The organism is Maribacter spongiae (genome assembly GCF_047345125.1).
Taxonomy (GTDB): Bacteria; Bacteroidota; Bacteroidia; order Flavobacteriales; family Flavobacteriaceae; genus Maribacter.
Window position 1 is genome coordinate 64,145 of sequence record NZ_JBLFEQ010000001.1, and the last position, 25,645, is coordinate 89,789.

The following is a 25,645-nucleotide window of genomic DNA, read 5'->3' on the forward strand; positions in this document are numbered from 1 at the left end:
TTACAGTTGTTTATCCATTAAAGCGATTACCTCACTGGCCTTTTCATAATCATTTTGCATTTGCACATTGGAGAAAGGGCTGTATCTGGCAGCTTCGCAATTTTTTAGTAATTCTATAAAACCGGCGATAGGGGTTTCATCAACCTGTTTTTCCGTTAACAGTTCTGAGATTTTATCTTTACTGAATTCCGCGGTTTCGATTTTGAGCTTCGCTTTCAAATAGTTATGGAGCGCTTTCTCCAGGGCCACATAAAAAGAATCTTTGTTACCGAGTTCTTTCTTGGCCTTGGACAGATATCTTTTGGCAAGGCGATTGGCTTTCTTGACTTTGTTTCCGGCAACATCACTTGCTATTTCCTCTCTTTTCTTTCGGAATAAAATTGCTAATGGAATCAATAATACCGGCCCCAACAACCAAATATAAAATGAGATGGAACCAAAAAAGTAACTTCTTCCTTTTGCGGAAAGGTTGGGTGAAAGTTTGATGAAATTGAATTGATTTCCCGTAGCGACCACACTCTGCTTATTTCCAATAGGACCATTTACAACGTTGCCCGTACCGTTAGTGGGACCTTCCAGAACGTTGATGATGATCTCGTCCGAACGTAGTATAACGTACTTTTGGGATTTTGGGTTGAAATAACTAAAGGTTATGGATGGAATGGGGTATTTGCCCTTATATGCGGGCACGATGGTATAAGCATTGCTTACTTTGCCCTGCATGCCACTTAACGTAGTACGGACCCCTTCTTTCAATTCCGGTTCATAGACTTCCAAAGCACCGGGCAGTTCGGGCTCCGGAAGCTTAAAAAGTTTTAAATTTCCTTTTCCACTAACTTCTACTGTGGCTTGCAACGATTCTGAGGCATTGAGGTTGGTTTTGCTCGTAACGACCATGAAATCAAAATCCCCGACCGCTCCATTAAAACCGGCGGGTTGATTTTCCGTAGGTAGGGCCTTTACGTTAATGGTGCGCTTGCCCGCGGAAACCGTTTTACTGGTCTGTGCGTAGATGCGACCTCCAAAGAAATCCCTTTTGCTCGTAGGAACATCAACGGTAACATCCAAAGAAAGCGGTTCTATTTCCAACTTACCGGATTTTTGGGGATACAGAACAACGCGTTTTAATACTACATAGCGATAAGGCTTGCCTTTATATGTCCCATTTTGTGCATTAAGGGCGGAGGTCTTGATATCCTGGCTCCAAAAATTATTGTATTTGGGGTTGTCCAAAGGCTGGAAATTGGAAACACTAATGGAGGGACTTACATATAATTTGTAGACTACGCTAATGGCTTCGTTTAGGTAAGGGTTGCTTTTAGATACTTCTGCGACCAAATGCAGGTTCTCGTCCGCAATATCGTTTGCGGTCATTTGACCGTTCGGTTTATCTACGGCGGCAGTTACTTCTACCTCTTTTGCTAAAGACTTGTATGTTTTGCCCCCTATGACGATAGTGGCCTGTTTAATGGTAAACTTTCCCCTGGCGGTCGGCGCCAGTGTGTAGGAATAACTTTTTGAATAACTTCTCACCCCATTGATCCATGAAGAGCTTATGGACTGGGACGGACCCATTAAAACCCTGAACCCCTCAAAATCCGGTGGGTTAAAATTATCACCGTCCTTGTTCATGGTGAAATCCACTCTAAGCCGTTCATTGAGGCCCAATTTTGATTTGCTCAACTTCATTTCAAATGTAATGGCACTATTATCCTGCGCCCCTAAATTAAGGACGAGGAAAAATATTGAAATAAAAATGAATAGCCTTTTAGACATGCTCCGTATTACCAATCCTTTTCGTTCTTGACTTTGACACCTTTGACCTTTTTGGCATCAATTTTTTCCTGAACTTGTTTTTCGGCATTTTGCATTGCTCTTAACAAGTTTTCAACCTGCTGTTTGGACAGTTGATCGGGTCTGGGTTGTTTTTGTTCACGGGGTTCATTTCCCTCCTCGGGTTTTTTCTTCTGTTCTTGTTTTTGGTCCCCATCACCTTCCTTGTTCTCGTCTTTCTTTTCATCACCCTTATCACCTTCGTCCCCTTTATCTTTTTGATCCTGATCTTGGTCTTTTTGATCTTTCTTGTCCCCGTCCTTATCTTGATCCTGGTTCTGATCTTTCTTGTCCCCGTCCTTATCTTGATCCTGGTTCTGATCTTTCTTGTCCTGCTGATTTTGATCGTCTTTCTTTTCGTCGTTTTTGTCCTTGTTCTGTTCGTCCTTTTTCAGCAGTTCTTTTGCCAATGCCAAATTATACCGGGTTTCCTCATCTTTTGGGTCGTTCCGTAGGGCTTCTTTATAGGCTTCCACCGCCTTGGCATAATCCTTTCTTTTCATAAAAACATTGCCCATATTATGATAGGCCCTATGCTTGTCCGTTTTGGAAGAAGCGGATTCACCCGCCTCCTTAAATCTACCAAAAGCTTCACTATAGGTTTCATTGTTGTAATAGGCATTGCCCAAATTGTAAGGCGCCGCAACATTTTCGGGGCTTTTGGCAATTGCTTTTCTATAGTCCACCTCAGCCTCGATAAAGTTGTTTTCGGATAGATTCTTATTGCCTTCCCATGTAAAATTCTTTGAAGCCCTTAAAGCTTTTTCTTTAACTTTTACTTCATCTTCTTGTGCGAAACCCACAAAAGAAAACAGGAAAACAAAAAGCAGGAAAAATATCTTTTTCATGTTATTCAATTTGTTTTTCGTTGAACAAATTCAATTTTTTAAGCCATCTGGTTTTGCGATCCAAGATAAATATTTCCAAAAATAAGAACAAAAGTCCGGCTCCCAGAAACCATTGAAATTGATCTTTGTATTCTGCAAACTGCTTGGCTTCAAATTCTTTTTTATCCATTTTCAACAGTTCCTCTTTTATAAATTCCACGGCCTCGTCCGTATTGGAACCATCTATATATTTGCCATTGCCTTCTCCGGAGATATCGGCTAAAACAGTTTCGTTCAATTTGGTAATGACCACTTCTCCCTGGGCATCTTTTTTAAGGCTTTCCAATATTCCGTTTCGTTTGATCGGAATAGGTGCACCCTTGGATTTCCCCACACCGATCGTATAAATTTTTATACCTTCATCTACGGCCGCCTCTACAGCATTGCTCGCGGAGCCTTCGGAATGGTCTTCCCCATCCGAAATAATGAAAAGGACACGATTGGTCTGTTCGTCATCATCATAATATGTGGTGGCCAGTTCAATGGCTTCATTAATGGCGGTGCCCTGAGAGGTAAGCATATTGGTGTTCATGCTCTGCAAGAACATTTTGGCCGCACCATAATCCGTAGTTATGGGCAATTGGGGAAAGGCCTGGCCTGCATAGGCGATTATTCCGATACGATCACTCGCCAATTGGTTGATAATCTCGGAAACCAGTCTTTTTGCTTTTTCCAACCGGTTGGGAGCTATATCTTCCGCCAACATGCTTTTGGATACATCAACGGCAAATACAATATCAACACCTTCGCGCTTTACGGTTTCCAATTTAGTCCCTATTTTAGGATTTACCAGTCCTAAGATCAAAAGGGAAAGCCCTAAAAGAAACAATATAAGCTTTAATGTACCTTTATAATAAGAACGGTTTGGCACAAGCCTTTTAAGCAATGCATGATCGGCAAATCTTTTCTGTGTCCTTTTTTTCCAGATAAGTAATAACAGGAACAACACAACGAGTACCGGAACGATAAAAAACAGATAGAAATATATTTTTTCGTCTAACTGTACCATAGTTTATATAAAACTTCTGAATAACGTATTTCTCAAAATCCATTCCAAAATAAGGAATGCCCCTGCAATTAAAACCCAAGGTCTGAACTTCTCCTCATAACGGTAATATTTAAACTCCTCTATTTCCGTTTTTTCCAATTTGTTGATCTCATCATAGATTTCCTCTAACTTCTCGTTGTTCGTGGCCCTAAAATATTTGCCCCCCGTGACCTTGGCAATATCTTCCAACAGCGCTTCGTCTATTTCCACTTGTTGCATACCATACCTAAAAGAACCATCGGCATTATATGCAATAGGTGATAGGGCATTGCCATTGGTGCCCAGGCCTATGGTATAGGCTTTAATATCGAACTCGATGGCCAGATCTGCTGCTGTTTGTGGCTCAATAAAACCAGAATTATTGACACCGTCCGTTAAAAGAATGATAATTTTACTTTTGGCCTTACTTTCTTTTAACCTATTGACCGCTGTTGCCAACCCCATTCCAATAGCCGTGCCGTCTTGCAACTGCCCATAGGTTATTTCCCTTAAGGCACTCAAAACAATGGATTTGTCCGTTGTTACCGGTGTTTTGGTATATCCCTCGCCGGCATAGACCACTAACCCGATACGATCGTTAGGTCGTTTTTTGATAAAATCGGCAGCTACTTTTTTAAGTGCGGACAATCTATTGGGTTTTAGGTCCCGGGCCAGCATACTGGAAGATACATCTATGGCCATGACGATATCTATTCCTTTGGTGGTCTTGGCCCGTGTAGAGATATCCTCGGTCTGGGGTCTTGCCATGGCTACGATTATAGCACTTAATGCCAAAAGGCGCAATACAAAAAGTAATGGCTTGAGTTTTGGTAAAAAGCTATTATGGCCAAATCCCTGGATACTGGAAATACGAAGTGCGGCAGTTTCCTGCCCTTGCTTGAACAGATACCATAATATGGCCAAGGGTAGTAATAGGAACAACCAGAAAAAATCGGGATTGGCAAATGATATATTCTCCAACATTATACTTCCGTTTTTACTTCTATTGTGGTGAGTATGCGGTCTACCATTTCCTGTGCATAGGTATCATCATCCAACCAGGTGACAATGAAATACTGTTGAAAGCCCTTTCCGCTAAATAGCAGTACCGTATATTTTCCTTTTATCAATTCTTTTGATTCCGGCACGGCAAATTTTCCGCTACCGTGTATTTTTAATCCTTTTGTTCCACCAATAGTGGTGAACTCTTCCTGTTTGGTGATAATGTTTTTGGCTCCCTGTGATTCGAATCCTTTTAGGATTTGCTCAACCGTTTGTTCCACATTGGGGTCTGCTTGCGGATTTAGGGTCAGGGAGGTAGTGGCCATGGTAAATAGCCCAATAGAACTTCTATATCCAAAGGCCTGTATATCATTTATGGCCGCTTTTGCCTCTGGGGGCAATTTCACTTCTTGCCTTACCAAGACTTTGGGCGTTTCTATGGTAATAGGGGGATAGCCGTAAGTACTCCTGATCCACTCCCCTTCCAAAAGTTCTTTGGTAGGGTGACCTAGAACGGTATCTTTTAAATATCCGAAACCGAACTTGAAGCCGGCTATGGTAGTCCCGATCAACAGAATGGCCGCAAGGGAAGCTATTCCAATAATTATTTTTTTCTTCTGTTTTTTCTGTTCCAGCTCCTCTTGGTATGCCGCTTGCTGCATCAATTCTTCCTCGGTCGGTTCAGGTAAGGCATCATGGGTCTTGACCACGATCTGTTCCACTAATTTCCTGTCCTGTTCCGCAATAGAGGTAGCGGGTTTTGATTTGGCGAACTTTACCAGATCCGCGGTCTGTAAAATTTGTTGGAACTGTTTTATGGTATCATTGTCCAATTGCAGGTCCCCGGCATCCCTCATTAATTCCAATTTGGAGATCAATTGCCCGGTGGTACTTTCCAAAGCGGATACATGTGCATCTTCTTCCAAGTAGGAACGAACAATATCCGTAAGTTCGGAATAATACTGTTTGTATTCGTCCTGGATCAGGTATTTGGAATTTTCCAATCGTTTCAATTCTAAAAGTGCCCGGTCATATGGAGGTAACAACGCTTCTTTTTCTTCTTCGGTCAACGGTTTTTTTCGCAAAACGAACCAATAGAAAAGCCCGCCCAAAATCAGTAAAATTAATAGCCCGTATATTAGGTATTTCCAAAAACCCGGATTACTTTTTTCTACTGCGATCAAGGGTTTGATGTCATACATTTTTTGGGCAAGGGTATCCACGGGTACGGTTTCCACATGAATGGTCAGGGAATCCGTAAAGTAGCCCATCCCATCTATTTCTATGCGTTGGGCGGGTAGTTTATAGGCTCCGGAATCAAATTGGGTGAGGGCATAGATTTTTTGGAGCGTTAAGCGGTCTTTTTTACGGGTGGTATCCGTTGCAAGGGCCTCTACGGTTTCCAACGGGGAAAAGGTCTGCCCTTCGGGAAAAAAAACCTGTGAGGAGCTGTCTACCTCTACGATTATTTTCCACTGAATTTGCTCTCCTATTTTTATGTAAGTGGTATCGACTTCTGACGAGATGTTCGGTTCGGTCTGTGCATATCCCATAAAAGAAAGAAAGAACAGGCATAGCAAAGAAATCCACTTTGATGAAAGTGGATAATTTTGGACCCTAACCTCTAACCTCTCAATTTTCATCAGCCTCTTCTTTTAAAATACCCCAATAACTTTTTCACATAGCTTTCATCTACCCTGCAATCCAATACGCCACAACCGGACTTTGTAAAAGTATCCTTAAAGTAAGCCATACGTTCCCTGTGAAAATTGGAATAGGCGTTTCTTACCTTTTTGGATTGGGTATTGACCAACCTTATGCCCCCCGTTTCGGCATCCATCATTTGGACCACACCAAGGTTGGGGATAGCTTCTTCCCGTTCATCATATACCCTAATACCCGTAACATCATGCTTATTGCCCGTAATTTTCAAGGTGCGTTCATAGTCCGATGCTATAAAATCCGATAGGACAAAAACAATGGCCTTCTTTTTCATTACGTTGGTCAGATACTTCAACGCTTCCGCAATATCCGTTTTATTGCTATTGGGCTTAAATTCCAATAATTCCCTGATGATACGGAGTACATGGGTTTTCCCTTTTTTTGGCGGAATGAACAATTCTACCTGATCTGAAAAAAGAATGAGCCCTACTTTATCGTTGTTCTGTAGCGCACTAAATGCCAATGTTGCGGATATTTCCGTTACAATTTCGTTCTTGAACTGATTGACCGTGCCGAACAATTCGGATCCACTTACATCTACCATCAACATCATGGTCAACTCCCGCTCCTCCTCAAAAACTTTTACATGAGGCTCGTTATATCTTGCGGTAACGTTCCAATCAATGCTTCTTACATCATCACCAAACTGATACTGCCTTACTTCGCTAAAGGTCATACCACGGCCCTTAAAGGTCGAGTGGTATTCCCCACCAAAGATGTGGTCGGAAAGACGTCTTGTCTTTATCTCGATTTTTCGGACTTTTTTGAGTAATTCTTTGGTATCCATTGGTTTGGTAAACAGTTTTCAGTGAGCACCGATCAGTAGCAGTTTATTTTATCCGGTCAAAGGATTTTACTGCCAACTGCACCTGCCAACCGTCCGCTTTTAGGGCACTTCAATTTCATTAACGATTTTGTTGATGATCTCTTCGGAAGTAATATTCTCGGCCTCGGCCTCATATGTGATTCCGATTCGATGTCTAAGTACATCATGTACCACGGCCCTTACATCCTCGGGAACAACATACCCCCTTCTTTTTATAAAAGCGAAGCATTTGGCCGCATTGCCCAAATTGATACTTCCCCTTGGTGAGGCCCCAAAACTAATGAGCGGCTTTAAATGCTCCAAATTATATTTCTCCGGATATCTTGTGGCAAATACGATATCCAAGATGTATTTTTCTATCTTTTCGTCCATATAGACTTCCCTGACCGCTTTTTGGGCACTAAGAATCTGCTTTAGGGTAACTACGGGTTTTACGGTCTCATAAGCACCTAAAAGGTTTTGGCGCATGATCAATTGCTCCTCGTTCATTTTGGGATAATCGATTACGGTTTTCAGCATAAAACGGTCAACCTGTGCTTCGGGCAAGGGATAGGTACCTTCCTGTTCCACCGGGTTTTGGGTTGCCATGACCAAAAAAGGTTTATCCAGCACAAACGTCTCGTCACCAATGGTCACTTGTTTTTCCTGCATGGCTTCCAATAGGGCGGATTGTACTTTTGCAGGGGCCCTGTTTATTTCATCGGCCAAAACAAAATTGGCAAAAATGGGTCCTTTCTTTATGGAAAAATCATTTTCCTTGATATTGTAAATGAGTGTTCCCACAACATCTGCCGGCAAAAGATCGGGGGTAAACTGTATTCTGCTAAAGCTTCCCTTGACCGCTTTTGACAGGGTATTGATCGCCAATGTTTTTGCCAGACCGGGAACTCCCTCCAAAAGTATATGGCCTTGACCCAATAAACCGATCAACAGTCTTTCTACCATGTGCTTTTGGCCAACGATTACCTTGTTCATTTCAAGCATCAGTAAATCGATAAAAGCACTTTCCTGAGCAATTTTCTCATTTACGGCACTAATGTCAACAGTAGTATTTTCCTCCATATAAAAACTTCGTTTTTTGGTCTAAATAAGTTAATTATTTAACAGTTGTGCAAATTGAAAATTTATTCATTGAGTACCTGTTAACAATTGGTTAAAAAAAAGGATAACCCTTTATTTTTGTGAAGTTTTTAAGGGATTTCTTTTTAATTTCATTCCCCTGTGAACGGTATCCATCCAGGATTTCATGATTATTGCTGAAACGATGATGTGGGGAGATTGGGGCGAGAAGTTACATAAGTCCCGTCTAGACTCCCTTTGGGAAGGAATATAGTTACGGTGACATTATCAAATAAATTGAAATATGATCGATAAAACCAATGGTTCTCCCTCCCGGAGAGTGCTAGAAGGGACAACTGCGTTCATTACAGGTGCCACAAGTGGTATCGGAAGGGCAACGGCCAAGTACTTTGCGCAGCATAATATACATCTTGTACTCTGTGGAAGAAGACAGGAAAGATTGGATGAATTAAGTCGGGATTTAGGTGTTCATACTAAGGTCCATACATTAACTTTTGATGTTCGGGACAAAGCTGCGGTCAAGAAATCCGTTGATTCATTACCGTCGGACTTTTCCAAAATAGACATCTTGATCAACAATGCCGGCAATGCTCACGGTCTGGACAGTATAGATAAAGGTAGTTTGGACGATTGGGATGACATGTTGGACATTAACGTGAAAGGATTGCTATATGTTTCTAAAACACTTCTGCCGCAAATGATCGACAGAAAGGAAGGGCATATAATAAACATTGGTTCCATAGCAGGAAAAGAGGTATACCCTAAAGGCAATGTATATTGTGCCAGTAAATATGCCGTAGATGCCATAAACCAGGGTATGCGCATGGATCTTAACTCATATGGGATTCGAGTCGGAGCTGTAAATCCGGGATTGGTGGAGACCGAATTCAGCAATGTAAGGTTTAAGGGAAATTCAAAAAAAGCCGACGGTATCTATAAAGGATTCCGACCGTTAAAACCGGAGGATATTGCGGATATCATCTATTTTGTCGTTTCCAGACCTTATCATGTAAACATTGCCGATTTATTGGTGATGCCTACCGCCCAGGCCAACAGCACTATTGTGAAAAAGAATTTATGATCAATAAACGCCTATTGGTTAAGAACTTACTCGCCCATAACGATGAAAATAGTTTTTATGACAAAAAACGTTTTATCGCTATAGGGGAGAAAGAAGGCAAGGCCAAGTTTTTAAAGCATGTTTGTGCGTTGGCAAATAGCAACCCCGGGAACAACTCTTTTATCGTTGTTGGTGTGGAAGACGAGGACAATAAAATTATCGGTGTCGATTTTTTTGATGATAGTAAAATTCAAAACCTCGTCAACGCCTATTTGGATAACCCACCTTTAATATCTTATGAGAACATTCCCTTTCCCCATCTGCCGGAGGGTAAAGTAGTAGGGCTGGTCACTATAAAATCCGATGGAAAAATCTGTTCGCTTAAGAGGAATATCTGGAAGTATTATGGAGGGTCTGTTTACTTTAGGGAAGGAAGTATAAGTCTGCCCAAGGTTTATGATATTGAATTAAAGGACATCAATTCCAAAACGGTGGCTACCATTGAACAACATGCCCGTAACAATATAGAATTGACACTGGATGGAGTAATAGATTTTTTGAACAATCGCCATAAAGATTTGGAGAATGATTATAAGGTGTTCAAGGAACAGTTTGTGGTCTGTTGGGCAGGAAATAAAAAGGTGGTAAAAGGGGAAACGTATTATTTTAGGGTGGATATTGAATTGATAAACGAACAGGTAAAACTATTCTACTCCAATCTGGATGAGGTTACCATTGCCTACAACGAACATTCTTTTACGATCATGGAATATGTACAGTTAGGTCTTGGAGGTAAACAAAAATATTATCCTTTGGAAAAAGTGGTCATTACTTTTGAGGATAATGGCACCTATCAGATACAAAGCACCCTTATTTTTGAACCCCCGCGATACGATAAAAAAATACTGCATCATATATACAATGCCAACAATAGTTTATTATCAAAGATTAGGGGCAACATAGGCCTGAAGCCTTCTGAAGAAGTGGATTTGGGGCATTTGGCGGATACTTACCTAATCTGTTATTTGAATGGATTTGAAGCGGCAAAAAAACAAATGGAACAAGGCAGGAAGTTGGTTAAAAAGCTATATCCAAAAGTGTATGACTCCCTTAAAGAAGCCTTGCGGATATTGAGGAAAGTAAAATATAATTAGGTCCTCATGGTCCACAGTTGTCCATAAGGTTTTAGCTCCAGCGGATTTTCTTCAGTTTTAACCCATGACCACGGATGATGTTCCTTAGCTCTCAAGGCAAAAACCCAATAGAGAATAACCAAGGAGTATCCAGATGCCGTATAGCTGTATCAAAATTGGAAATCACCTACATTTGTATATCGTTTTTTCGTCTTTCATGGGCAGATACACGGGGATTTGAGCATGGATGTACAGAAGAACATTTTATGGGCCGGAATCGGGGACTTCTTTTGCAGAAGCCCTATTTTTTGAGCAATTAATAGGCGGTGTAATGCCACCCGGTTCATTTTAATGGGTATCCAATTCGTTCTGATTCGGTAATGATGCTATGGCACCAAAACGGGTAGTGGTTATAGCTCCTGCCTTGTTCGCCCTTTCTACCATTTTGTGGAGTACCCCCTGATTTTCAATTATGTTTTCCAACGGATCGAAAGAGGATAATTGGGTTAAAAGACAACCGATGAACGCATCGCCCGCCCCTGTCGTATCAACAGGGTTTATCACAATACTGGGGATTGTTTGTTTATAGTTCGCGGTACTTAACAACGTACCCTTATCGCCCATGGTAATTACGATAATACCGGTACTGATTTCATGTAAGTAGGAGCAGGCCTCATCCGGGGTTGTTTTGCCCGAAAGCAAATAGGCTTCATCCAAACTAAATTTGCAGAGGTGCGACTTTTCCACAAAAGGCCTGCATTTTTTGATAAAGATGTCCTCCTTGTTTTTCCAAAGATCGGCCCTGTAATTAGGGTCAAAACTAATAAAGGAATTTTGTGTGAGCGCATCAAAAAAATACCTTCCGTAAGCATTCTCCAAATTGCCGCCCAACAAGGCCGTAGCCGCACCGAAATGCACTATGTTTTCCTTAAAATTGATTTTTAGGGAAGAATCGTAGATCAATTCCCTGTCCGCACCCCGACTAAAAACAAAATCCCTTTCCCCATTTTTGTCCAGGGAAACGAATGCCAGGGTCGTAAATATTTCCGATCGCTGCGCCAAAGAAATGTCAACATCCGAATTTTTGAGAGCATCCAATAAAAAATTGCCAAAAGGATCATTTCCTACGGCACCTATAAAGTAACTTTTTCCTCCGAGCTTACTTATGGCACAAGCTACATTTGCCGGTGCACCACCTGCTTTTTTGGAAAACTCGTTTGCTTTTGATAAGTCTTTGCCCTGGTTTTCGGCAACAAAATCAATCAAGAGTTCACCAATGCAGAAGACTTTTTTCATCTGTTGTTTATCTGTTTTTAGGAGCCTGATTATAATCCATGGATTACTATGTTATTGCTTTGAAAACTATAGATCTTAAATTTCCATGAATCGGTCATACCTTCTAAGATAACTAGAAAATCCAGCTCCGGCCAATATTTTCACTTAAATCCTAAAAGTTCAAACGAGTTCAACTAGTTCTCGTTCGGAGAAAAACGAATTTCGGGCGTTATTAATACGTAGAATAATTTATTCGTTTGTTGGGTGCTTGGGAATTCCCTACCTTTTTAGGGTAATTAAAACCCTATTGGAAAAATGAGCATATTCGATGAAATAAAAAAGAAATTAAGTCATGAATTCATAGATATTGTTGAATGGCTTGATACGGACAACAATACCATTGTACATCGTTTTGAACGCTATCAAAATGAAATCAAGAACAATGCAAAGCTCATAGTACGTGAAGGCCAGACCGCGGTATTTGTGAACGAAGGCCGCTTGGCCGATGTCTTTACACCCGGAACCTATACTTTAAACACCAAAAACCTTCCTATTTTAACAACGCTCAAAGGTTGGAAATATGGTTTTGACAGTCCGTTCAAGGCAGAAGTATATTTTGTGAACACCCGATTGTTCACGGATGAAAAATGGGGGACCAAAAACCCCATTACCTTGAACGACGCACGTTTTGGATTGGTAGAAATCAGGGCTTTTGGAACGTACGCATTTAAAATTTCGGATTCTGGAAAATTTATAGTGGATATTGTGGGTACGGATAACAATTTCACCAACTTTGAAATTAATGAACACCTTAAGAGCTTAATTGCTACGAGGTTTACGGATACGGTGGGGGAAGCGAATATTCCCATAGAACTTTATGCGGCCAACACTTCCGAACTTTCGGATACTTGTCAGGAGGTAATGAAACCGGAATTTTTATCCGTAGGTATTTCACTGGAGAAATTCTATATAGAGAACGTTTCCATGCCCGAAGATTTGAAGAAGGAAATCTTTGAATATAGCCGTATCGATACTATAGATTTGGACAAACTATACAAATTTAAAGCGGCCAAGGCTATTGAAGCGGCGGCAAAAAATGAAGGAGGAACCGCAGGTGCCGGCATGGGTATGGGCATGGGCTTTATCATGGCACAGCAAATGGGCGGTGTTATGCCAGGAATGTCACCGGCAAATACACAAATAGGAACATCCCGGGCCCCGGGTACTGGGGCAGTACCTCCGCCAATGCCTGTTGCCACACAGTATTTTTACGCACTGGACAACGCACAGCAAGGGCCGGTATATCTGGAGCAATTGAAAGTATTGTTTGCCAATAGGACCATAAATAAAGAAACCTTGATCTGGAAACAGGGCATGCCCAATTGGACGGCCCTACAGGAAGTTGAGGAACTCAAATCTTTTTTAGGAGGCAATACACCACCACCCTTACCGACTGTTTGATCATAGAAAAATATAGACCTTGTTCCATAACGGAAGATTTCATTGGAATGGAATTTCTGGAGAACTATGCTATAGTACGATAAAGAGATTGAAAGTCAAACCCGAAAGAGTCTTTTCTATTTGACGAGCAAGGATTAAAAACGAATGCAAGAAATTCAAAATACCGAACGTAAAAAAGCCTGTGTCAATTGCGGAGCGGAGCTTAAATACCGGCCGGGGACCAAAAATATAAGTTGTGACTATTGCGGGTATCAAGAAGCGATCGCCATTGACGAAAGCGGTTTTGAAGAGTTGGAACTGTACCCCTACCTCAACCAAATGGGGGCACAAAAACACAGTGAAGAAATCTCCATGCTGCGTTGTAAAAATTGCGGTGCGCAACAACACGTGGAAGAGAACTACAAATCCCTGCATTGTGTGTATTGTAGCATGCCTTTGGTATTGGAGGATTCCTATAAAGAGGATTGGATTTTGCCGGGTGCGGTCCTGCCGTTCCAAATTGATCGGAAAAAATCACATCGGATCTTTAAAGAATGGATCGATAATTTGTGGTTTGCCCCGAACAATCTTAAAAAAGCGGCCCTAGACCCCAAATATACCAAAGGCCTGTATCTGCCCTATTGGACATTTGATGCCAAGTTGATAGGGGAATATATCGGCCAGCGAGGGGATTACTATTATGTGACGGAAACCTATCGAGATAGTAACGGTAAGGCCCAAAAAAGGCAGCGACGTAAGACGCGTTGGACGAATACCTCCGGTACCGTTTCCGGATTTATAGACGATACCCTGGTGAAAGCGTCCAAACAACAAAAAGGACGTATTCCGGCTAAAGTCGCCCATTGGAACTTGAAATTGTTACAGCCTTTTAACTCCAGCTTTTTAAGGGGATTTGTTACCGAGAAATATACCATTCCCCTAAAAGAAGGGCATCTTGTTGCCGAAAAAGAGGGGGAACGTATAGCCGAACGTTGGTCTCGTCAAAAAATAGGCGGCGACACCCAACGCATTACCAATTTGCAATACAGCCTTTTTGACGAAACGTTCAAGCATATTTTATTGCCCGTTTATATTAGTTCATACAGATATAACGATCAAGAATATCGGTTTTATATCAATGGACAAACGGGAACGGTAAGTGGCAGGAGACCTTATTCGTTTTGGAAAATTTTCTTTTTAGTCCTTTTTATTCTTGTATTGGTAGCCCTATTTGCGATTTTTGCAAAATGATTTTAGAAAGAACACTGGTCATTGGGGATATCCATTCCGGATTAAAAGCTTTGGAGCAACTTTTACAACGTGCTAAAGTAACAGAAAGAGATCGATTGATATTTCTTGGGGATTATGTTGATGGTTGGAGTGATGCAGCTGAAACAGTGAACTATTTATTGGACTTAAAAGATCGAATAAACTGTGTGTTTCTCCGGGGCAATCATGATGAACTTTGCCATGAATGGTTGACCGGGGCCGCTGACAACCCTACATGGCATATACATGGGGGGAGGGCTACCATGACATCGTATAATGGAACGGATAATGATTCCAAAAACAAACATATCCGATTTTTTGAGCAACTTCGTAATTATTATTTGGATAAGGAAAACAGACTTTTTCTTCACGCCGGTTTCACGAATTTAAAGGGAATTGATTTTGAATATTTCACCAAAACCTTTTATTGGGATCGTACGTTATGGGAATTGGCGCTGTCCTTAAATCCAGCCCTGGATAAGGATGACATGTATTATCCCAAACGGCTCACACATTATAAGGAAATTTATATTGGCCATACCCCGGTTACCCGTATGGGTATGACAACACCGCAAAATAGGGCCAATGTTTGGAACATTGATACCGGTGCGGCATTTAAGGGACCGTTGACCGCTATGAACGTGGAAACAAAGGAGTATTGGCAAAGTGATGCCGTCCATACGTTTTATCCAAATGAACAGGGCCGAAATTGAATGGATTAAAAATGAATGGCTTTTAACCCTTAAAAGTTTATTTTATTGACGAACTTTGAAAAAAATAGAAAGATGTCCGTTAAAAATATAAGACTGGAAGTAATGCAGGCCCTAGAGCCTAAGGTAGCGGGGTTTATGGATTCTTTTCTTATCCCCATTGAGGAAATTTGGCAACCGACCGATTTTCTGCCCGATTCCGAAAAAGACGGTTTTTTGGAGGAAGTAAAGGAATTACGGGAAGAATCCAAGGAATTGGGATATGACTTTTGGGTGACCATGGTTGCGGATACCATTACGGAGGAGGCGTTGCCCACCTACGAATCTTGGTTGATGGATGTGGTGGGTATAGACCAACACGGGGATTACAAGACCAATGGTTGGGCCAAATGGGTACGGGCATGGACGGCAGAGGAAAATAGGCATGGTGATGTGCTCAATAAATATTTATACTTATCGGGTCGGGTAAATATGAAAGAAGTGGAGATAACTACCCAGCACCTTATCTCGGACGGGTTTGATATTGGAACGGATAGAGACCCCTATAAAAACTTTGTGTACACTTCCTTTCAAGAATTGGCCACCAACATCTCGCATAAACGAGTTGGGAAAATGGCCAAGAAAAAAGGAAATGCGTTATTGGGAAAAATGTGCGCCATCATTGCCGGGGATGAAATGCGCCATCATTTGGCCTATCGGGAATTTGTGAAAACAATTTTTGGTGAGGATCCTTCTGGGATGATGTTGGCCTTTGCGGATATGATGAAGAAAAAAATTGTGATGCCGGCACATTTTTTAAGAGAATCCGGGGGTTCCATAGGCACCGCCTTTGAAAACTTTTCAAACTGTGCACAGCGTTTGGGAGTTTATACGGCTCAGGATTATGTGGATATATTGCGAAAATTGAATGCCTATTGGGAGTTGGACAGTATTCGTTCGTTAAACGAAGAGGCTGAAAAAGCTAGGGATTACCTTATAAAATTACCTGCAAGACTGGAACGTATTGCAGAACGCATGAAATTTCCGCAAGACCAATACCATTTTAAATGGGTAGAGGCCAATGGTGCGTTGTAACATACTTTAAGTAACCAGATTAGAAAACCCGATCAAAATTTTTGATCGGGTTTTTAATTTAAGTTGGTTGTTGCTGCTATAATTTTCCGTGTTTGTGTTCTTCCTGCCATTTGGCCAGTTCCTTCCATTTACCGGTATAACACATTTTTGCCTGCATGGGCCATGATGCCGGGTCGTGTATTTGATAACGTTTCCCTCCACTGTCCAACACCTTTTTGCATTCCGCTACCGAAGTTTCAGAAAGCGCTTTCCATGTTTTGATTCCGGTATCCTTGAACATACCCTCAATTTTAGGGCCTATCCCTTCAATTATTTTAAGGTCATCTTGTTTAACGGTCTTTCCAAGGGCCGATTTTGCCATGGCCGCATCATAAGGAATAGAAGCGACCGTTGTACCCGCACTTAATGAAGTTGCTGCGGCACTAAGATCGGCACCCGTTGAAACTTTTTTATTGCATGCATCCAAATCCGCTTGTAATTTAGCGTTCTTATCTTTCAATGTTTTTAAATCGGCGGAATGATCAACAGTAGTATTTCCACTGTTACCTATTAAGTACCCCAAAATACCACATATAACACCTATCAATAAGGGAATTAACCAGCACCAGATATTCATATTTTCAAAATTCATTTTCGTATGATTTTATGGGTTGATGATTTTTAGAGATATTCGTTCTGACCAACCCCCTACTGTTAAGGGTTTCCGTGTCATTTTTAGAAAAGGATGTTAGAATGGGTTGAGATAGACCATTTTGGTGAATAGGGGAATAGTTCCCATTGTTGGTTGTAGCGGACAAGAAAGTACTAACAGGTTCCGTTGGAGTCCTAGCTTCGGTAGATTCCTCAGGCTCTAAGCTTTTTTGATTACTACATTCACTACAATACATAACATAAAAGTAAGTCCCTGCCAAAATAGCTATCAACATCAGCAGGAGATTTGTTGTTGTTTTTGTCATAGTTGAAGATTGTTAAGTGTTTGTTTTACAATGTATTAAAAAAATCTTAAAACTGTTAAAAATTTTAAGGTTTATTGTATTGTAATCGATATTGATCGTTTTTCCATCCATACTTGATTCCTACCCATTTGCACACTGTTATCCCGGTTAGATATAATACTTGTTTATGGAATGGGCTTTTCTTTTGAAATTGTGGCAACAAATGGAACAATACCCTATCTCTCCCGACAAAGTTCCGGCACTGGGATAGGGTTCACCAAAAAATTTGAGTTAGTTGGTTTAATGGTCGAGCCCCCTACTGATTTTAGTAGCGGGGCTTTTCTTTATGATGGGGATAAGGTGGATAGCCTGCGATTTATACAACGGCTGGCACTAATTATACACAAATAGGATTAAAAGCTGCCTGAAATAATTACCTTTCTTTAAACTTGGGTACCTTTGAAAAGAGCAAAAAAGAAGCTGGTAAATTTTTTTAGATTTATATGCATGGTCGTTGTTCTTGGGATTCAGGCTTTGTTACAAGGGAGCTGGACCCATGAACCCGTAGATTAACCTGGCCAAAGAAGATGGGTTGATTTCCTTTTTTGATAAATTGATCATAAATCAAACTTAATACCTTGGGCCAAAGGTAGTTCAGAAGTATAATTTATGGTATTGGTCTGCCTTCTCATATAGATTTTCCAAGCATCAGAACCGCTTTCCCGTCCTCCCCCAGTTTCTTTTTCACCACCAAAAGCACCACCAATTTCCGCACCGGAAGTGCCTATGTTTACATTGGCAATGCCACAGTCACTTCCTGCGGTAGAAAGAAAATATTCCGCTTCCCTCAAATTATTTGTCATAATGGCAGAAGATAGCCCCTGAGCAACACCATTTTGTATGGTAATGGCGTTTTCTAGAGTGCCGGAGTATTTTAATAAATAAAGTATGGGAGCAAATGTTTCGTGCTGCACAATTTCAAAATTGTTTTTTGCCTCGGCGATCGCCGGCCTTACATAACAACCACTTTCATACCCTTCGCCTTTTAGAACACCGCCTTCCACGATTAGCTGCCCCCCTTCCATAACAACCTTTTCCAGTGCTTTTTTATAAAGGACTACCGCATCGGGATCTATCAGAGGCCCAACATGGTTATTTTCATCTAACGGATTTCCAATTCGTAGCTGTTTATAAGCAGTAACTAAAGCATCTTTTACCGTATCATATATAGATTCATGGATAATTAATCTTCTGGTAGAAGTACAACGTTGCCCTGCGGTCCCTACCGCTCCAAAAACGGCACCGATGACCGTCATTTTTATATCGGCGTCCGGAGTCACTATAATGGCATTATTGCCACCAAGTTCCAATAGTGATTTTCCCAATCTGGCAGCTACGGCCTGTGCCACTACTTTACCCATGCTAATGGAACCTGTAGCCGATACCAAAGGAATACGATTGTCCCGTGTCATCATTTCCCCAACCCTATAATCACCATTGATCAAACAAGAAATACCTTCTGGGAGATTGTTTTCTTGGAGCACCTCTGCTATGATGTTCTGGCACGCAATACCACAAAGCGGTGTTTTTTCGGAAGGTTTCCATATACAGACATCGCCGCATATCCAAGCCAAGGCCGTATTCCATGCCCAAACGGCCACGGGAAAATTAAAGGCCGAAATTATGCCCACAATGCCCAATGAATGGTATTGTTCGTACATGCGATGCCCAGGCCTTTCGGAATGCATGGTAAGGCCGTGCAGCTGTCGGGACAAGCCTACCGCAAAATCACATATATCTATCATTTCCTGGACTTCACCAAGACCTTCCTGATAACTTTTCCCCATTTCATAGGAAACCAATTTCCCCAAAGGTTCTTTTAATTCCCTTAATTTCTCCCCAAATTGTCTTATAATTTCACCGCGTTGCGGTGCCGGTTTTTTTTGCCATGAAATAAATGCAGCAGAGGCGGAGGCCATCACTTTTTCATAATCCGCTTTGGTCGTTGTCTTTACTTTAGCGATTAAGGCCCCATCTACGGGCGAGTAAGATTCAATAATTTCTCCCGAGGAAAAAAAACTAAGACCTGTTGAGGTCCCGTTGTTCATATCCTGAACCCCCAATGCTATCAAAGCTTTATTTATTCCAAACGCTGTTGCAATTTTAGACATTTTATAACTTTTTTAATGCATAATGTTAAATATTGAACAAAAGTATGAAGAATATTGGCCTCAATGCAAGTCCAAATGATTTAAAGAAACCTTATGCTCCCCCATAGTATAAGGCCAAATAATGCAGGTATGCCCTGTATGATGAAAATCCGTTTTGATACCGTAATGCCTCCGTAGATTCCCGCAAGGGTTACACAACCTAGAAAGAATAGGGAAATATTGGCGGCCCAAACGGGGTTTTCAATAAGAAATGACCAAACGAGACCTGCCGCCAGAAAACCATTGTACAGCCCTTGGTTGGCGGCCATATTTTTAGTAGGCTCGAACAAATCCGAAGGAAAATTTCGAAAGACCTTTTTTGCCCTGGTCGTCCATACGAACATCTCCAGCCATAGAAAATACAGATGCAATAATGCAACTAGTATCGTGATGATTTTTGCCGTAATTAAGATCATTCCTCTTTTGCCATAAAACGTTCGTCAACGGGCATAACCGTAGAACAGTTGTTGCAGGTCCTCAATGCTTCTGAACTATAGAAATGTTTAAAATGTTTTAGAAAATCCTTTTCTATATCGTTCAGGGCAAAATATACTTCATGCAGTTTCGTGTTGCAGTTGTCACAAAACCATATAAGGCCGTCATTTATATTCATATCCGCCCGCTTTCGTTCAATTACGAGACCTATGGAATCCTTATGCCTTACAGGGGAATGTGGAATTTTGGCCGGATTCAGGTACATATCCCCTGGACCCAGTCTCATTGTTTTTTTTTGACCGTTTTCTTGAATATGTACTTCAATATTCCCTTCTAACTGATAAAAAAGTTCTTCGGTCTCGTTGTAATGGTAATCTTTCCTTGCATTGGGTCCGGCAACGATCATAACAATATAATCTCCGGCATCTTTGTACAGATTTTTATTCCCTACCGGAGGTTTTAACGTATCCCTATTTTCTTTGATCCATGCATTTAGGTTAAAAGGGGCCTTGATTTCCATGTGGGTTTATTTTATTTAAAGATAAAAAAAGGGATCGCTCCGACCTAAAACCGGGGCACAAAAAAACCTTTGGACGTCCAAAGGCTTTTTTAGGATAGAATAATCCAATAATCGTTATCTAAAGAATATTTGGGTAAAATAAAGGTTTCCGTTACTGTCTTCTTTAATGGATAATGCGGAATGTGTGTACTCTCCTTCTATGTTCTTTTTATGGCCGGAACTTTCCAACCAGGCTTCTAAAGCCTCTTCTACGGTATCATAATCCTTTGCAACATTTTCCGCAACGAATTTTGCCCCGGTCTTATCTGAAATGGCTTTTGCCCGTTCTTCAAATTTGTCGTGGCTTGTATTGCCCTTGGATATCATATAATCGGTATGCTCCCCTGCATAATGATAGGAAGTGGCTTCTAAAGAAAGGGTGTTTAGCTGGAGATTTTTTCTATGCTGATTGATAAGGTCAAAAAGTTTTTCCTCGGCTTCGGTAATTGCTATCGTTCCCGAAATAAATTGTGAGGCGTCCACCTCTTCCAAAACGGTATCTTTAGAACAGGAAAGGATACTAAATGATATTAAGACCAATATTATAAACTTGTACTTCATGATTTGGGGGTACTTTACTTGTTTTGACACAACGAAGGTAGATCGCTGAACAACTTTTAGATCCAAAACCTCCTTAATTCGGAAGAAAAACTCGATAAGCTGTAAAATAAGGCCATATAGGGCCTTATCGATAAACGGCTTCTGATTTTTTATCGAAAAAATGATACCGTTGATGCTTATTTTGACTTTTGGTCATAGAAAAAGAGAAGATAATCGAGAACTCTAAGAATACATTTCCGACAGGTTGTAGAAAACCTTCGATTAAAAGTGTTTATACCCGGCCTTTTTATTTTTTATAGAAAAGTTGGGTGAAGTAATAGTTTCCGTTCTCGTCCTCTTTTACACTCACTGCAGTGTGGGTAAAATCACCTTCCATGGTTTTTTTATGATTGGAACTGGTATACCATCCTTGAAAGGCCTGTTGGGCGGTATTGTAGTCCTTGGCTACATTTTCCGCTACCATTTCCACTTCTTCCTCAGAATTGATGTTAGAAGCCCGGGAACTAAAATTATCATGGCTTAAACTTCCTTTAGCGATCATATAATCGTTATGGCTATTGGCATATTTGTACGCCACTTCACTAAATTCCAAATTATTAATGCCTAAATTAACTCTGTGTTCGTTTACCAGCTCTAAAAGAGCTTCCTCTAGTTGGACATTGTTTTCTGCCGTTACAATAGAAGTTGTATCCTCGTCTAAATTTTCACTTGTACATGAAATAATAAATACGAATAAAACAAGGATAGCGTGGTGCAATCTCATTTTCATAATGATGTTCTATTTGTAAGTAGGCCTTCAGTGCAATAAGTAGGTAATGTAGTAAGAAAGGGGATGTTCTTATTGCTCTTGACAGGGGATATCAAGAGGGCAATGTTAAATAAAAAAAGAGGGTTTCAAATCAGGAAAAACGGTTTTTTCGATAAAGAGGTCAAAAATATAGGGAAACTACTTTTAGGCATTGACCATCTTATTCTGTAATCAGCGATTTTCCGGTTCCCTTTCATCGACCTTTAAAACTGTATCAAAAACAAAGCCCCCGATTTCTTTTATAGGTGGATATAGGGTAGATGTTTTTTTGGTTTCTTCATCCATAAAATTCAAATTGGCGTTGATTTTTTCAAAGAAAATAATAATCGTCCCCAAAATAACGGCTACTTTCAAAACACCAAAAATTCCTCCGGCAATCTTGTTCAATAATCCGAGCATGGCAAAATCTGCAATTTTGGTCAGAAACTTACCTGCCATATGTACGATCAGAACAATAAGGATAAATGTGATAATAAAGGCCGTGATGTTGATATAACCTGCGTCCCATTCCATTTTAGCGGCAAGATAGTTGCCCGTAATGTATGAGAAATGAACAGCACCATAAATACCTGCGACCAAGGCAATAATAGAAGCTATTTCTACAAATAATCCATTTTTGAGACCTTTCCAAAGGCCCCAAATAAGTAACAATCCTAAAATAATATCTATAAATACCATTCCTAAAGTGTTTCGACAAATATAGAATTTTGATTAGTACCTTTGGATTTTTACCAAAACAGATAATGATATAAGATGTCTAGGGATACGGTATTAAAGGAAAGGTGGGAACTGTTGGTGGGAAGGTTATCCGCCAAATTCTCCGATGGCGATTTGTTGGAGCTGGATGCGATAATTTATTTGGTGGGAATCCAGGAGTTGGGCCAATACCATAAAAAATATAAAAAGGACGAAAAAGTAAACCTCATGCATATAGCTATTTGCAGGTTATTGGAACCTTACGGCTATTATGAGTTCGATTTTTTTGATGCCGATGGTTGGCCACATTATAAGATAAAGGAAGAATTGCCGGCGTTAAAAGCGGGAGAGCAATCCGTACTTATGAAAGAGGCTATAGTGGATTATTTTATGGAAAAGGGGTTTATAGACTAAGAACTCATCTTGCCCTTAAGCCGATAAACCAATATGCGAAAATAATTTTTAATGTACACACATTAATCGTAATATTGCAATAAATCAATAAAGAACAAAATGGGATTGGCCAAAACGGAAATGTTTACAGACCGGCAAAATGAAATTGCTCTTTTTGCAAAAGTTTTTGGACATCCTGCAAGGGTTTCCATTCTACAACATTTATTTAAGATCGACTCATGTGTTTGCGGAGATTTGGTCAACGAAATTGGATTGGCCCAACCCACTATCTCACAACATTTAAAAGAATTAAAACATTTGGGCTTAATTAAGGGAAATGTGGAGGGGACAAGCGTATGTTATTGCATACATAAAGAAAATTGGACTGCGATGAAAACCGTTATGTCCGAATTTCTTGATCAGGACATGACCAAAAAACAAGATTGTTGTTAAAAAAAATTAATTCATTGTATCGTATAATCGCAATAAACAAATGAACTTATGAAGTTATCAGAAGTAAAATTGGTTTTGGAAGAATTGGAAACCATAGGTTTTCAGCTACCGAACGGGGAATTAGTGCCCAACCACTTTCACGTTACGGAGGTTGGTAAAATCACAAAACATTTTATTGATTGTGGGGGAACTATAAGAAACGAAGAAATGATAAGCTTTCAACTATGGAATGCAAACGACTATGATCATAGATTGCATCCGGAAAAACTAACCAACATAATAAAACTATCGGAAAATGTATTGGGATTGGAAGATGCAGAGGTCGAAGTGGAATATCAAGGCGGTACTATTCAAAAATTCGGACTTGATTTTGATGGGAAAAATTTCTTGCTGACCTCTAAACAAACCGATTGCTTGGCAAAGGATAAATGCGGAATCCCGGTAGAAAAACCAAAAGTAAAATTATCGGATTTGAATGAAGGGACCTGTTGTTCACCAGATGGGAATTGTTGCTAAAAACTATACAAAATTAAATAAAATGACAACAACACAAGCGATCTTATTTCCAGAAATAGAAAATTTGATCAAGGGATTAGAACCCGAAACCATTACGGAAGAACGCAAAGCTGTTTTACGGCCCTTGATCGATTTTATTCAATCAAAAATATCAAATGATCAGGAAATTCGAATCAATTTTATCTGTACCCACAATTCGCGAAGAAGCCATTTATCACAGGTTTGGGCACAAACTATGGCTTGCTTTTTTAATGTAAAAAATGTTTTTTGTTATTCCGGTGGTACGGAAAGTACCGCACTTTTCCCAATGGCTGCGAAAACTTTGCAAAATTCAGGCTTTGAGGTCAAGACGATTTCAAAGGACAACAATCCAATTTACAGTATTAAATATGGGGATAACCAGCACCCTATTATCGGATTTTCAAAAAAATTGGACGATGATTTTAATCCAAAGTCCGAATTTGCGGCAGTTATGACCTGCGACTCGGCAAATGAAGCGTGTCCCTTTGTTCCGGGAGCGGAAAAACGTATCCCTATAACTTTTGAGGACCCGAAGATATTTGACGATACACCGCAACAGGCTGAAAAGTACAACGAAAGAAGTTTGCAAATTGCTGCCGAACTCTATTATGTTTTCGCTCAAATCCAATCCTAACAATGGTATCTAAAAAAAAATTAAGCTTTCTCGATAAGAACCTAACACTTTGGATTTTTGTCGCAATGGCAATAGGAGTGGGCATCGGATATTTCATTCCGACCTTTCCTAATATCATAAACTCGTTCAGTAGCGGGACAACCAATATTCCCATTGCGATCGGTTTAATAGTAATGATGTATCCACCTTTGGCAAAGGTGGATTATTCGCTTTTGCCAAGGGTTTTCAGGAACCCGAAAATCCTTTCCATTTCGTTAATCCTTAATTGGATAATTGGCCCTGTTTTAATGTTTATTTTGGCGATTACGTTTTTACGTGATTATCCCGAATATATGGTCGGGCTTATCTTAATTGGCCTGGCACGTTGTATTGCAATGGTCTTGGTATGGAACGACCTTGCTGAGGGCAGTAGCGAATATGGCGCGGGTTTGGTCGCTTTAAACAGTATTTTCCAGGTTTTTGCCTATAGTTTTTATGCTTGGATCTTCATAACGGTTCTTCCGCCCTATTTCGGATATGAAGGAGCGATCGTTGATATTTCAATCGGAACAATTGCGGAAAGTGTTGCGATCTATCTGGGAGTTCCATTCGTATTGGGAATTTTGAGCAGATCGATATTGGTAAAACGCAAAGGGGAAGAATGGTACGCAAAACAATTCATTCCCGCCATTTCGCCATTGACCTTGATCGCCCTTTTGTTTACCATTGTGATAATGTTCTCGTTAAAAGGTGAACTGATCGTAGAAATTCCAATGGACGTATTAATTATTGCAGTTCCCTTACTGATTTATTTTAGTTTAATGTTTATCATCGGGTTTTTCTTTACTAAGGCCATGGGTGCGGAATATGACGAAACGGCTTCCGTTGCCTTTACGGCGGCAGGAAACAATTTTGAATTGGCAATTGCCGTTGCCATAGCAGTTTTCGGATTGAATTCAGGGCAAGCATTTGCAGGGGTCATAGGTCCGTTAGTTGAAGTGCCGGCATTGATTTTGTTGGTTCGGGTTTCTTTTTGGTTACGGAAAAAATATTATGTAAAAATGGGACAGAAAAAGCCAGTGGGGGAGAACATATAAAAAATTGAGG

Annotated in this window: 27 protein-coding genes; 11 read left to right on the plus strand and 16 right to left on the minus strand. The window is 40.5% G+C overall.

Going from position 1 to position 25,645, the window contains the following annotated elements:
• The 7 genes from ACKWB9_RS00310 to ACKWB9_RS00340 form a co-directional block, all read right to left on the minus strand.
• Positions 1-1,776, minus strand: a complete 1,776-nt coding sequence (locus tag ACKWB9_RS00310) for a BatD family protein (protein WP_414000976.1) — start codon at positions 1,774-1,776, stop codon at positions 1-3.
• Between the two features lie 8 nt (positions 1,777-1,784).
• Positions 1,785-2,681, minus strand: a complete 897-nt coding sequence (locus ACKWB9_RS00315; protein ID WP_414000977.1) for a tetratricopeptide repeat protein — start codon at positions 2,679-2,681, stop codon at positions 1,785-1,787.
• Between the two features lies 1 nt (position 2,682).
• Positions 2,683-3,729: a VWA domain-containing protein gene (locus tag ACKWB9_RS00320; protein ID WP_414000978.1), complete on the minus strand. Its 1,047-nt coding sequence runs from the start codon at positions 3,727-3,729 to the stop codon at positions 2,683-2,685.
• A gap of 3 nt (positions 3,730-3,732) precedes the next feature.
• Positions 3,733-4,731 carry a vWA domain-containing protein gene (locus tag ACKWB9_RS00325; RefSeq protein ID WP_414000979.1) on the minus strand — a complete coding sequence of 333 codons (999 nt, stop codon included), beginning with the start codon at positions 4,729-4,731 and terminating at the stop codon, positions 3,733-3,735.
• Entirely contained in the window at positions 4,731-6,392 is a 1,662-nt protein-coding gene (locus tag ACKWB9_RS00330; protein ID WP_414000980.1) for a hypothetical protein, read from the minus strand. The genes ACKWB9_RS00325 and ACKWB9_RS00330 overlap by 1 nt, the downstream gene beginning before the upstream one ends.
• Entirely contained in the window at positions 6,392-7,258 is an 867-nt protein-coding gene (locus tag ACKWB9_RS00335; protein ID WP_414000981.1) for a DUF58 domain-containing protein, read from the minus strand. Before ACKWB9_RS00335 ends, ACKWB9_RS00330 begins: the two co-directional genes overlap by 1 nt.
• 99 nt (positions 7,259-7,357) lie before the next feature.
• Complete coding sequence (locus ACKWB9_RS00340) at positions 7,358-8,359, minus strand: AAA family ATPase (RefSeq protein WP_414000982.1); 1,002 nt, start codon at positions 8,357-8,359, stop codon at positions 7,358-7,360.
• 301 nt (positions 8,360-8,660) lie between these two features.
• Here ACKWB9_RS00340 and ACKWB9_RS00345 point away from each other — a divergent pair, with 301 nt between their 5' ends.
• Both ACKWB9_RS00345 and ACKWB9_RS00350 read left to right on the plus strand, forming a co-directional pair.
• Positions 8,661-9,458, plus strand: a complete 798-nt coding sequence (locus ACKWB9_RS00345) for an SDR family NAD(P)-dependent oxidoreductase (RefSeq protein WP_414000983.1) — start codon at positions 8,661-8,663, stop codon at positions 9,456-9,458.
• Positions 9,455-10,591 carry an ATP-binding protein gene (locus tag ACKWB9_RS00350; protein ID WP_414000984.1) on the plus strand — a complete coding sequence of 379 codons (1,137 nt, stop codon included), beginning with the start codon at positions 9,455-9,457 and terminating at the stop codon, positions 10,589-10,591. The genes ACKWB9_RS00345 and ACKWB9_RS00350 overlap by 4 nt, the downstream gene beginning before the upstream one ends.
• A 327-nt stretch (positions 10,592-10,918) precedes the next feature.
• Here the strand turns inward: ACKWB9_RS00350 and ACKWB9_RS00355 are convergent, their stop codons facing one another.
• On the minus strand, positions 10,919-11,866 hold the full coding sequence (locus tag ACKWB9_RS00355; RefSeq protein ID WP_414000985.1) for a carbohydrate kinase family protein: 948 nt from the start codon (positions 11,864-11,866) through the stop codon (positions 10,919-10,921).
• Positions 11,867-12,160: 294 nt separating this feature from the next.
• Here ACKWB9_RS00355 and ACKWB9_RS00360 point away from each other — a divergent pair, with 294 nt between their 5' ends.
• From ACKWB9_RS00360 to ACKWB9_RS00375, 4 genes are all read left to right on the plus strand, one after another.
• On the plus strand, positions 12,161-13,306 hold the full coding sequence (locus tag ACKWB9_RS00360) for an SPFH domain-containing protein (protein ID WP_414000986.1): 1,146 nt from the start codon (positions 12,161-12,163) through the stop codon (positions 13,304-13,306).
• Positions 13,307-13,450: 144 nt separating this feature from the next.
• Positions 13,451-14,536, plus strand: coding sequence for a TFIIB-type zinc ribbon-containing protein (locus ACKWB9_RS00365; protein ID WP_414000987.1), 1,086 nt, complete (start codon positions 13,451-13,453; stop codon positions 14,534-14,536).
• Positions 14,533-15,267 (plus strand): metallophosphoesterase family protein, encoded by a 735-nt coding sequence (locus tag ACKWB9_RS00370; RefSeq protein ID WP_414000988.1) that lies wholly within the window; start codon positions 14,533-14,535, stop codon positions 15,265-15,267. The genes ACKWB9_RS00365 and ACKWB9_RS00370 overlap by 4 nt, the downstream gene beginning before the upstream one ends.
• Positions 15,268-15,339: 72 nt before the next feature.
• Complete coding sequence (locus tag ACKWB9_RS00375; protein WP_414000989.1) at positions 15,340-16,338, plus strand: acyl-ACP desaturase; 999 nt, start codon at positions 15,340-15,342, stop codon at positions 16,336-16,338.
• 76 nt (positions 16,339-16,414) lie between these two features.
• Here ACKWB9_RS00375 and ACKWB9_RS00380 read toward each other — a convergent pair whose 3' ends face one another.
• The 8 genes from ACKWB9_RS00380 to ACKWB9_RS00415 form a co-directional block, all read right to left on the minus strand.
• On the minus strand, positions 16,415-16,969 hold the full coding sequence (locus ACKWB9_RS00380) for a hypothetical protein (RefSeq protein WP_414000990.1): 555 nt from the start codon (positions 16,967-16,969) through the stop codon (positions 16,415-16,417).
• Positions 16,959-17,294, minus strand: coding sequence for a hypothetical protein (locus ACKWB9_RS00385; protein WP_414000991.1), 336 nt, complete (start codon positions 17,292-17,294; stop codon positions 16,959-16,961). The genes ACKWB9_RS00380 and ACKWB9_RS00385 overlap by 11 nt, the downstream gene beginning before the upstream one ends.
• Positions 17,295-17,890: 596 nt before the next feature.
• Entirely contained in the window at positions 17,891-19,444 is a 1,554-nt protein-coding gene (gene amaB / locus ACKWB9_RS00390) for an L-piperidine-6-carboxylate dehydrogenase (protein ID WP_414000992.1), read from the minus strand.
• An 80-nt stretch (positions 19,445-19,524) separates the two neighbouring features.
• Positions 19,525-19,899, minus strand: a complete 375-nt coding sequence (locus ACKWB9_RS00395; RefSeq protein WP_414000993.1) for a DUF1304 domain-containing protein — start codon at positions 19,897-19,899, stop codon at positions 19,525-19,527.
• Positions 19,896-20,438, minus strand: a complete 543-nt coding sequence (locus tag ACKWB9_RS00400) for a 3-hydroxyanthranilate 3,4-dioxygenase (protein ID WP_414000994.1) — start codon at positions 20,436-20,438, stop codon at positions 19,896-19,898. The genes ACKWB9_RS00395 and ACKWB9_RS00400 overlap by 4 nt, the downstream gene beginning before the upstream one ends.
• Positions 20,439-20,552: 114 nt before the next feature.
• On the minus strand, positions 20,553-21,038 hold the full coding sequence (locus ACKWB9_RS00405; RefSeq protein ID WP_414000995.1) for a CAP domain-containing protein: 486 nt from the start codon (positions 21,036-21,038) through the stop codon (positions 20,553-20,555).
• Positions 21,039-21,324: 286 nt separating this feature from the next.
• Positions 21,325-21,807 carry a CAP domain-containing protein gene (locus ACKWB9_RS00410; RefSeq protein ID WP_414000996.1) on the minus strand — a complete coding sequence of 161 codons (483 nt, stop codon included), beginning with the start codon at positions 21,805-21,807 and terminating at the stop codon, positions 21,325-21,327.
• A gap of 210 nt (positions 21,808-22,017) precedes the next feature.
• Positions 22,018-22,524 (minus strand): CvpA family protein, encoded by a 507-nt coding sequence (locus ACKWB9_RS00415; RefSeq protein ID WP_414000997.1) that lies wholly within the window; start codon positions 22,522-22,524, stop codon positions 22,018-22,020.
• A gap of 75 nt (positions 22,525-22,599) precedes the next feature.
• On the opposite strand from ACKWB9_RS00415, the gene ACKWB9_RS00420 reads away from it, so the two are divergent.
• From ACKWB9_RS00420 to arsB, 5 genes are all read left to right on the plus strand, one after another.
• On the plus strand, positions 22,600-22,956 hold the full coding sequence (locus tag ACKWB9_RS00420) for a hypothetical protein (RefSeq protein ID WP_414000998.1): 357 nt from the start codon (positions 22,600-22,602) through the stop codon (positions 22,954-22,956).
• Positions 22,957-23,055: 99 nt separating this feature from the next.
• On the plus strand, positions 23,056-23,388 hold the full coding sequence (locus ACKWB9_RS00425) for an ArsR/SmtB family transcription factor (RefSeq protein WP_414000999.1): 333 nt from the start codon (positions 23,056-23,058) through the stop codon (positions 23,386-23,388).
• Positions 23,389-23,436: 48 nt separating this feature from the next.
• Positions 23,437-23,904, plus strand: coding sequence for a DUF6428 family protein (locus tag ACKWB9_RS00430; RefSeq protein ID WP_414001000.1), 468 nt, complete (start codon positions 23,437-23,439; stop codon positions 23,902-23,904).
• Positions 23,905-23,926: 22 nt separating this feature from the next.
• Positions 23,927-24,559: an arsenate-mycothiol transferase ArsC gene (locus ACKWB9_RS00435; protein WP_414001001.1), complete on the plus strand. Its 633-nt coding sequence runs from the start codon at positions 23,927-23,929 to the stop codon at positions 24,557-24,559.
• Between the two features lie 2 nt (positions 24,560-24,561).
• Entirely contained in the window at positions 24,562-25,635 is a 1,074-nt protein-coding gene (arsB, locus tag ACKWB9_RS00440) for an ACR3 family arsenite efflux transporter (RefSeq protein WP_414001002.1), read from the plus strand.
• Positions 25,636-25,645 lie beyond the last annotated feature (10 nt).

Coding starts and splice junctions, on each gene's coding strand:
- ACKWB9_RS00320 (WP_414000978.1), bottom strand. CDS start 3,729: ATGGTACAGTTAGACGAAAAAATATATTTCTATCTGTTTTTTATCGTT.
- ACKWB9_RS00435 (WP_414001001.1), top strand. CDS start 23,927: ATGACAACAACACAAGCGATCTTATTTCCAGAAATAGAAAATTTGATC.
- ACKWB9_RS00330 (WP_414000980.1), bottom strand. CDS start 6,392: ATGAAAATTGAGAGGTTAGAGGTTAGGGTCCAAAATTATCCACTTTCA.
- ACKWB9_RS00325 (WP_414000979.1), bottom strand. CDS start 4,731: ATGTTGGAGAATATATCATTTGCCAATCCCGATTTTTTCTGGTTGTTC.
- ACKWB9_RS00380 (WP_414000990.1), bottom strand. CDS start 16,969: ATGAATTTTGAAAATATGAATATCTGGTGCTGGTTAATTCCCTTATTG.
- ACKWB9_RS00405 (WP_414000995.1), bottom strand. CDS start 21,038: ATGAAGTACAAGTTTATAATATTGGTCTTAATATCATTTAGTATCCTT.
- arsB (WP_414001002.1), top strand. CDS start 24,562: ATGGTATCTAAAAAAAAATTAAGCTTTCTCGATAAGAACCTAACACTT.
- ACKWB9_RS00430 (WP_414001000.1), top strand. CDS start 23,437: ATGAAGTTATCAGAAGTAAAATTGGTTTTGGAAGAATTGGAAACCATA.
- ACKWB9_RS00370 (WP_414000988.1), top strand. CDS start 14,533: ATGATTTTAGAAAGAACACTGGTCATTGGGGATATCCATTCCGGATTA.
- ACKWB9_RS00355 (WP_414000985.1), bottom strand. CDS start 11,866: ATGAAAAAAGTCTTCTGCATTGGTGAACTCTTGATTGATTTTGTTGCC.
- ACKWB9_RS00400 (WP_414000994.1), bottom strand. CDS start 20,438: ATGGAAATCAAGGCCCCTTTTAACCTAAATGCATGGATCAAAGAAAAT.
- ACKWB9_RS00315 (WP_414000977.1), bottom strand. CDS start 2,681: ATGAAAAAGATATTTTTCCTGCTTTTTGTTTTCCTGTTTTCTTTTGTG.
- ACKWB9_RS00310 (WP_414000976.1), bottom strand. CDS start 1,776: ATGTCTAAAAGGCTATTCATTTTTATTTCAATATTTTTCCTCGTCCTT.
- ACKWB9_RS00350 (WP_414000984.1), top strand. CDS start 9,455: ATGATCAATAAACGCCTATTGGTTAAGAACTTACTCGCCCATAACGAT.
- ACKWB9_RS00360 (WP_414000986.1), top strand. CDS start 12,161: ATGAGCATATTCGATGAAATAAAAAAGAAATTAAGTCATGAATTCATA.
- amaB (WP_414000992.1), bottom strand. CDS start 19,444: ATGTCTAAAATTGCAACAGCGTTTGGAATAAATAAAGCTTTGATAGCA.
- ACKWB9_RS00335 (WP_414000981.1), bottom strand. CDS start 7,258: ATGGATACCAAAGAATTACTCAAAAAAGTCCGAAAAATCGAGATAAAG.
- ACKWB9_RS00375 (WP_414000989.1), top strand. CDS start 15,340: ATGTCCGTTAAAAATATAAGACTGGAAGTAATGCAGGCCCTAGAGCCT.
- ACKWB9_RS00340 (WP_414000982.1), bottom strand. CDS start 8,359: ATGGAGGAAAATACTACTGTTGACATTAGTGCCGTAAATGAGAAAATT.
- ACKWB9_RS00395 (WP_414000993.1), bottom strand. CDS start 19,899: ATGATCTTAATTACGGCAAAAATCATCACGATACTAGTTGCATTATTG.
- ACKWB9_RS00420 (WP_414000998.1), top strand. CDS start 22,600: ATGTCTAGGGATACGGTATTAAAGGAAAGGTGGGAACTGTTGGTGGGA.
- ACKWB9_RS00425 (WP_414000999.1), top strand. CDS start 23,056: ATGGGATTGGCCAAAACGGAAATGTTTACAGACCGGCAAAATGAAATT.
- ACKWB9_RS00415 (WP_414000997.1), bottom strand. CDS start 22,524: ATGGTATTTATAGATATTATTTTAGGATTGTTACTTATTTGGGGCCTT.
- ACKWB9_RS00345 (WP_414000983.1), top strand. CDS start 8,661: ATGATCGATAAAACCAATGGTTCTCCCTCCCGGAGAGTGCTAGAAGGG.
- ACKWB9_RS00385 (WP_414000991.1), bottom strand. CDS start 17,294: ATGACAAAAACAACAACAAATCTCCTGCTGATGTTGATAGCTATTTTG.
- ACKWB9_RS00410 (WP_414000996.1), bottom strand. CDS start 21,807: ATGAAAATGAGATTGCACCACGCTATCCTTGTTTTATTCGTATTTATT.
- ACKWB9_RS00365 (WP_414000987.1), top strand. CDS start 13,451: ATGCAAGAAATTCAAAATACCGAACGTAAAAAAGCCTGTGTCAATTGC.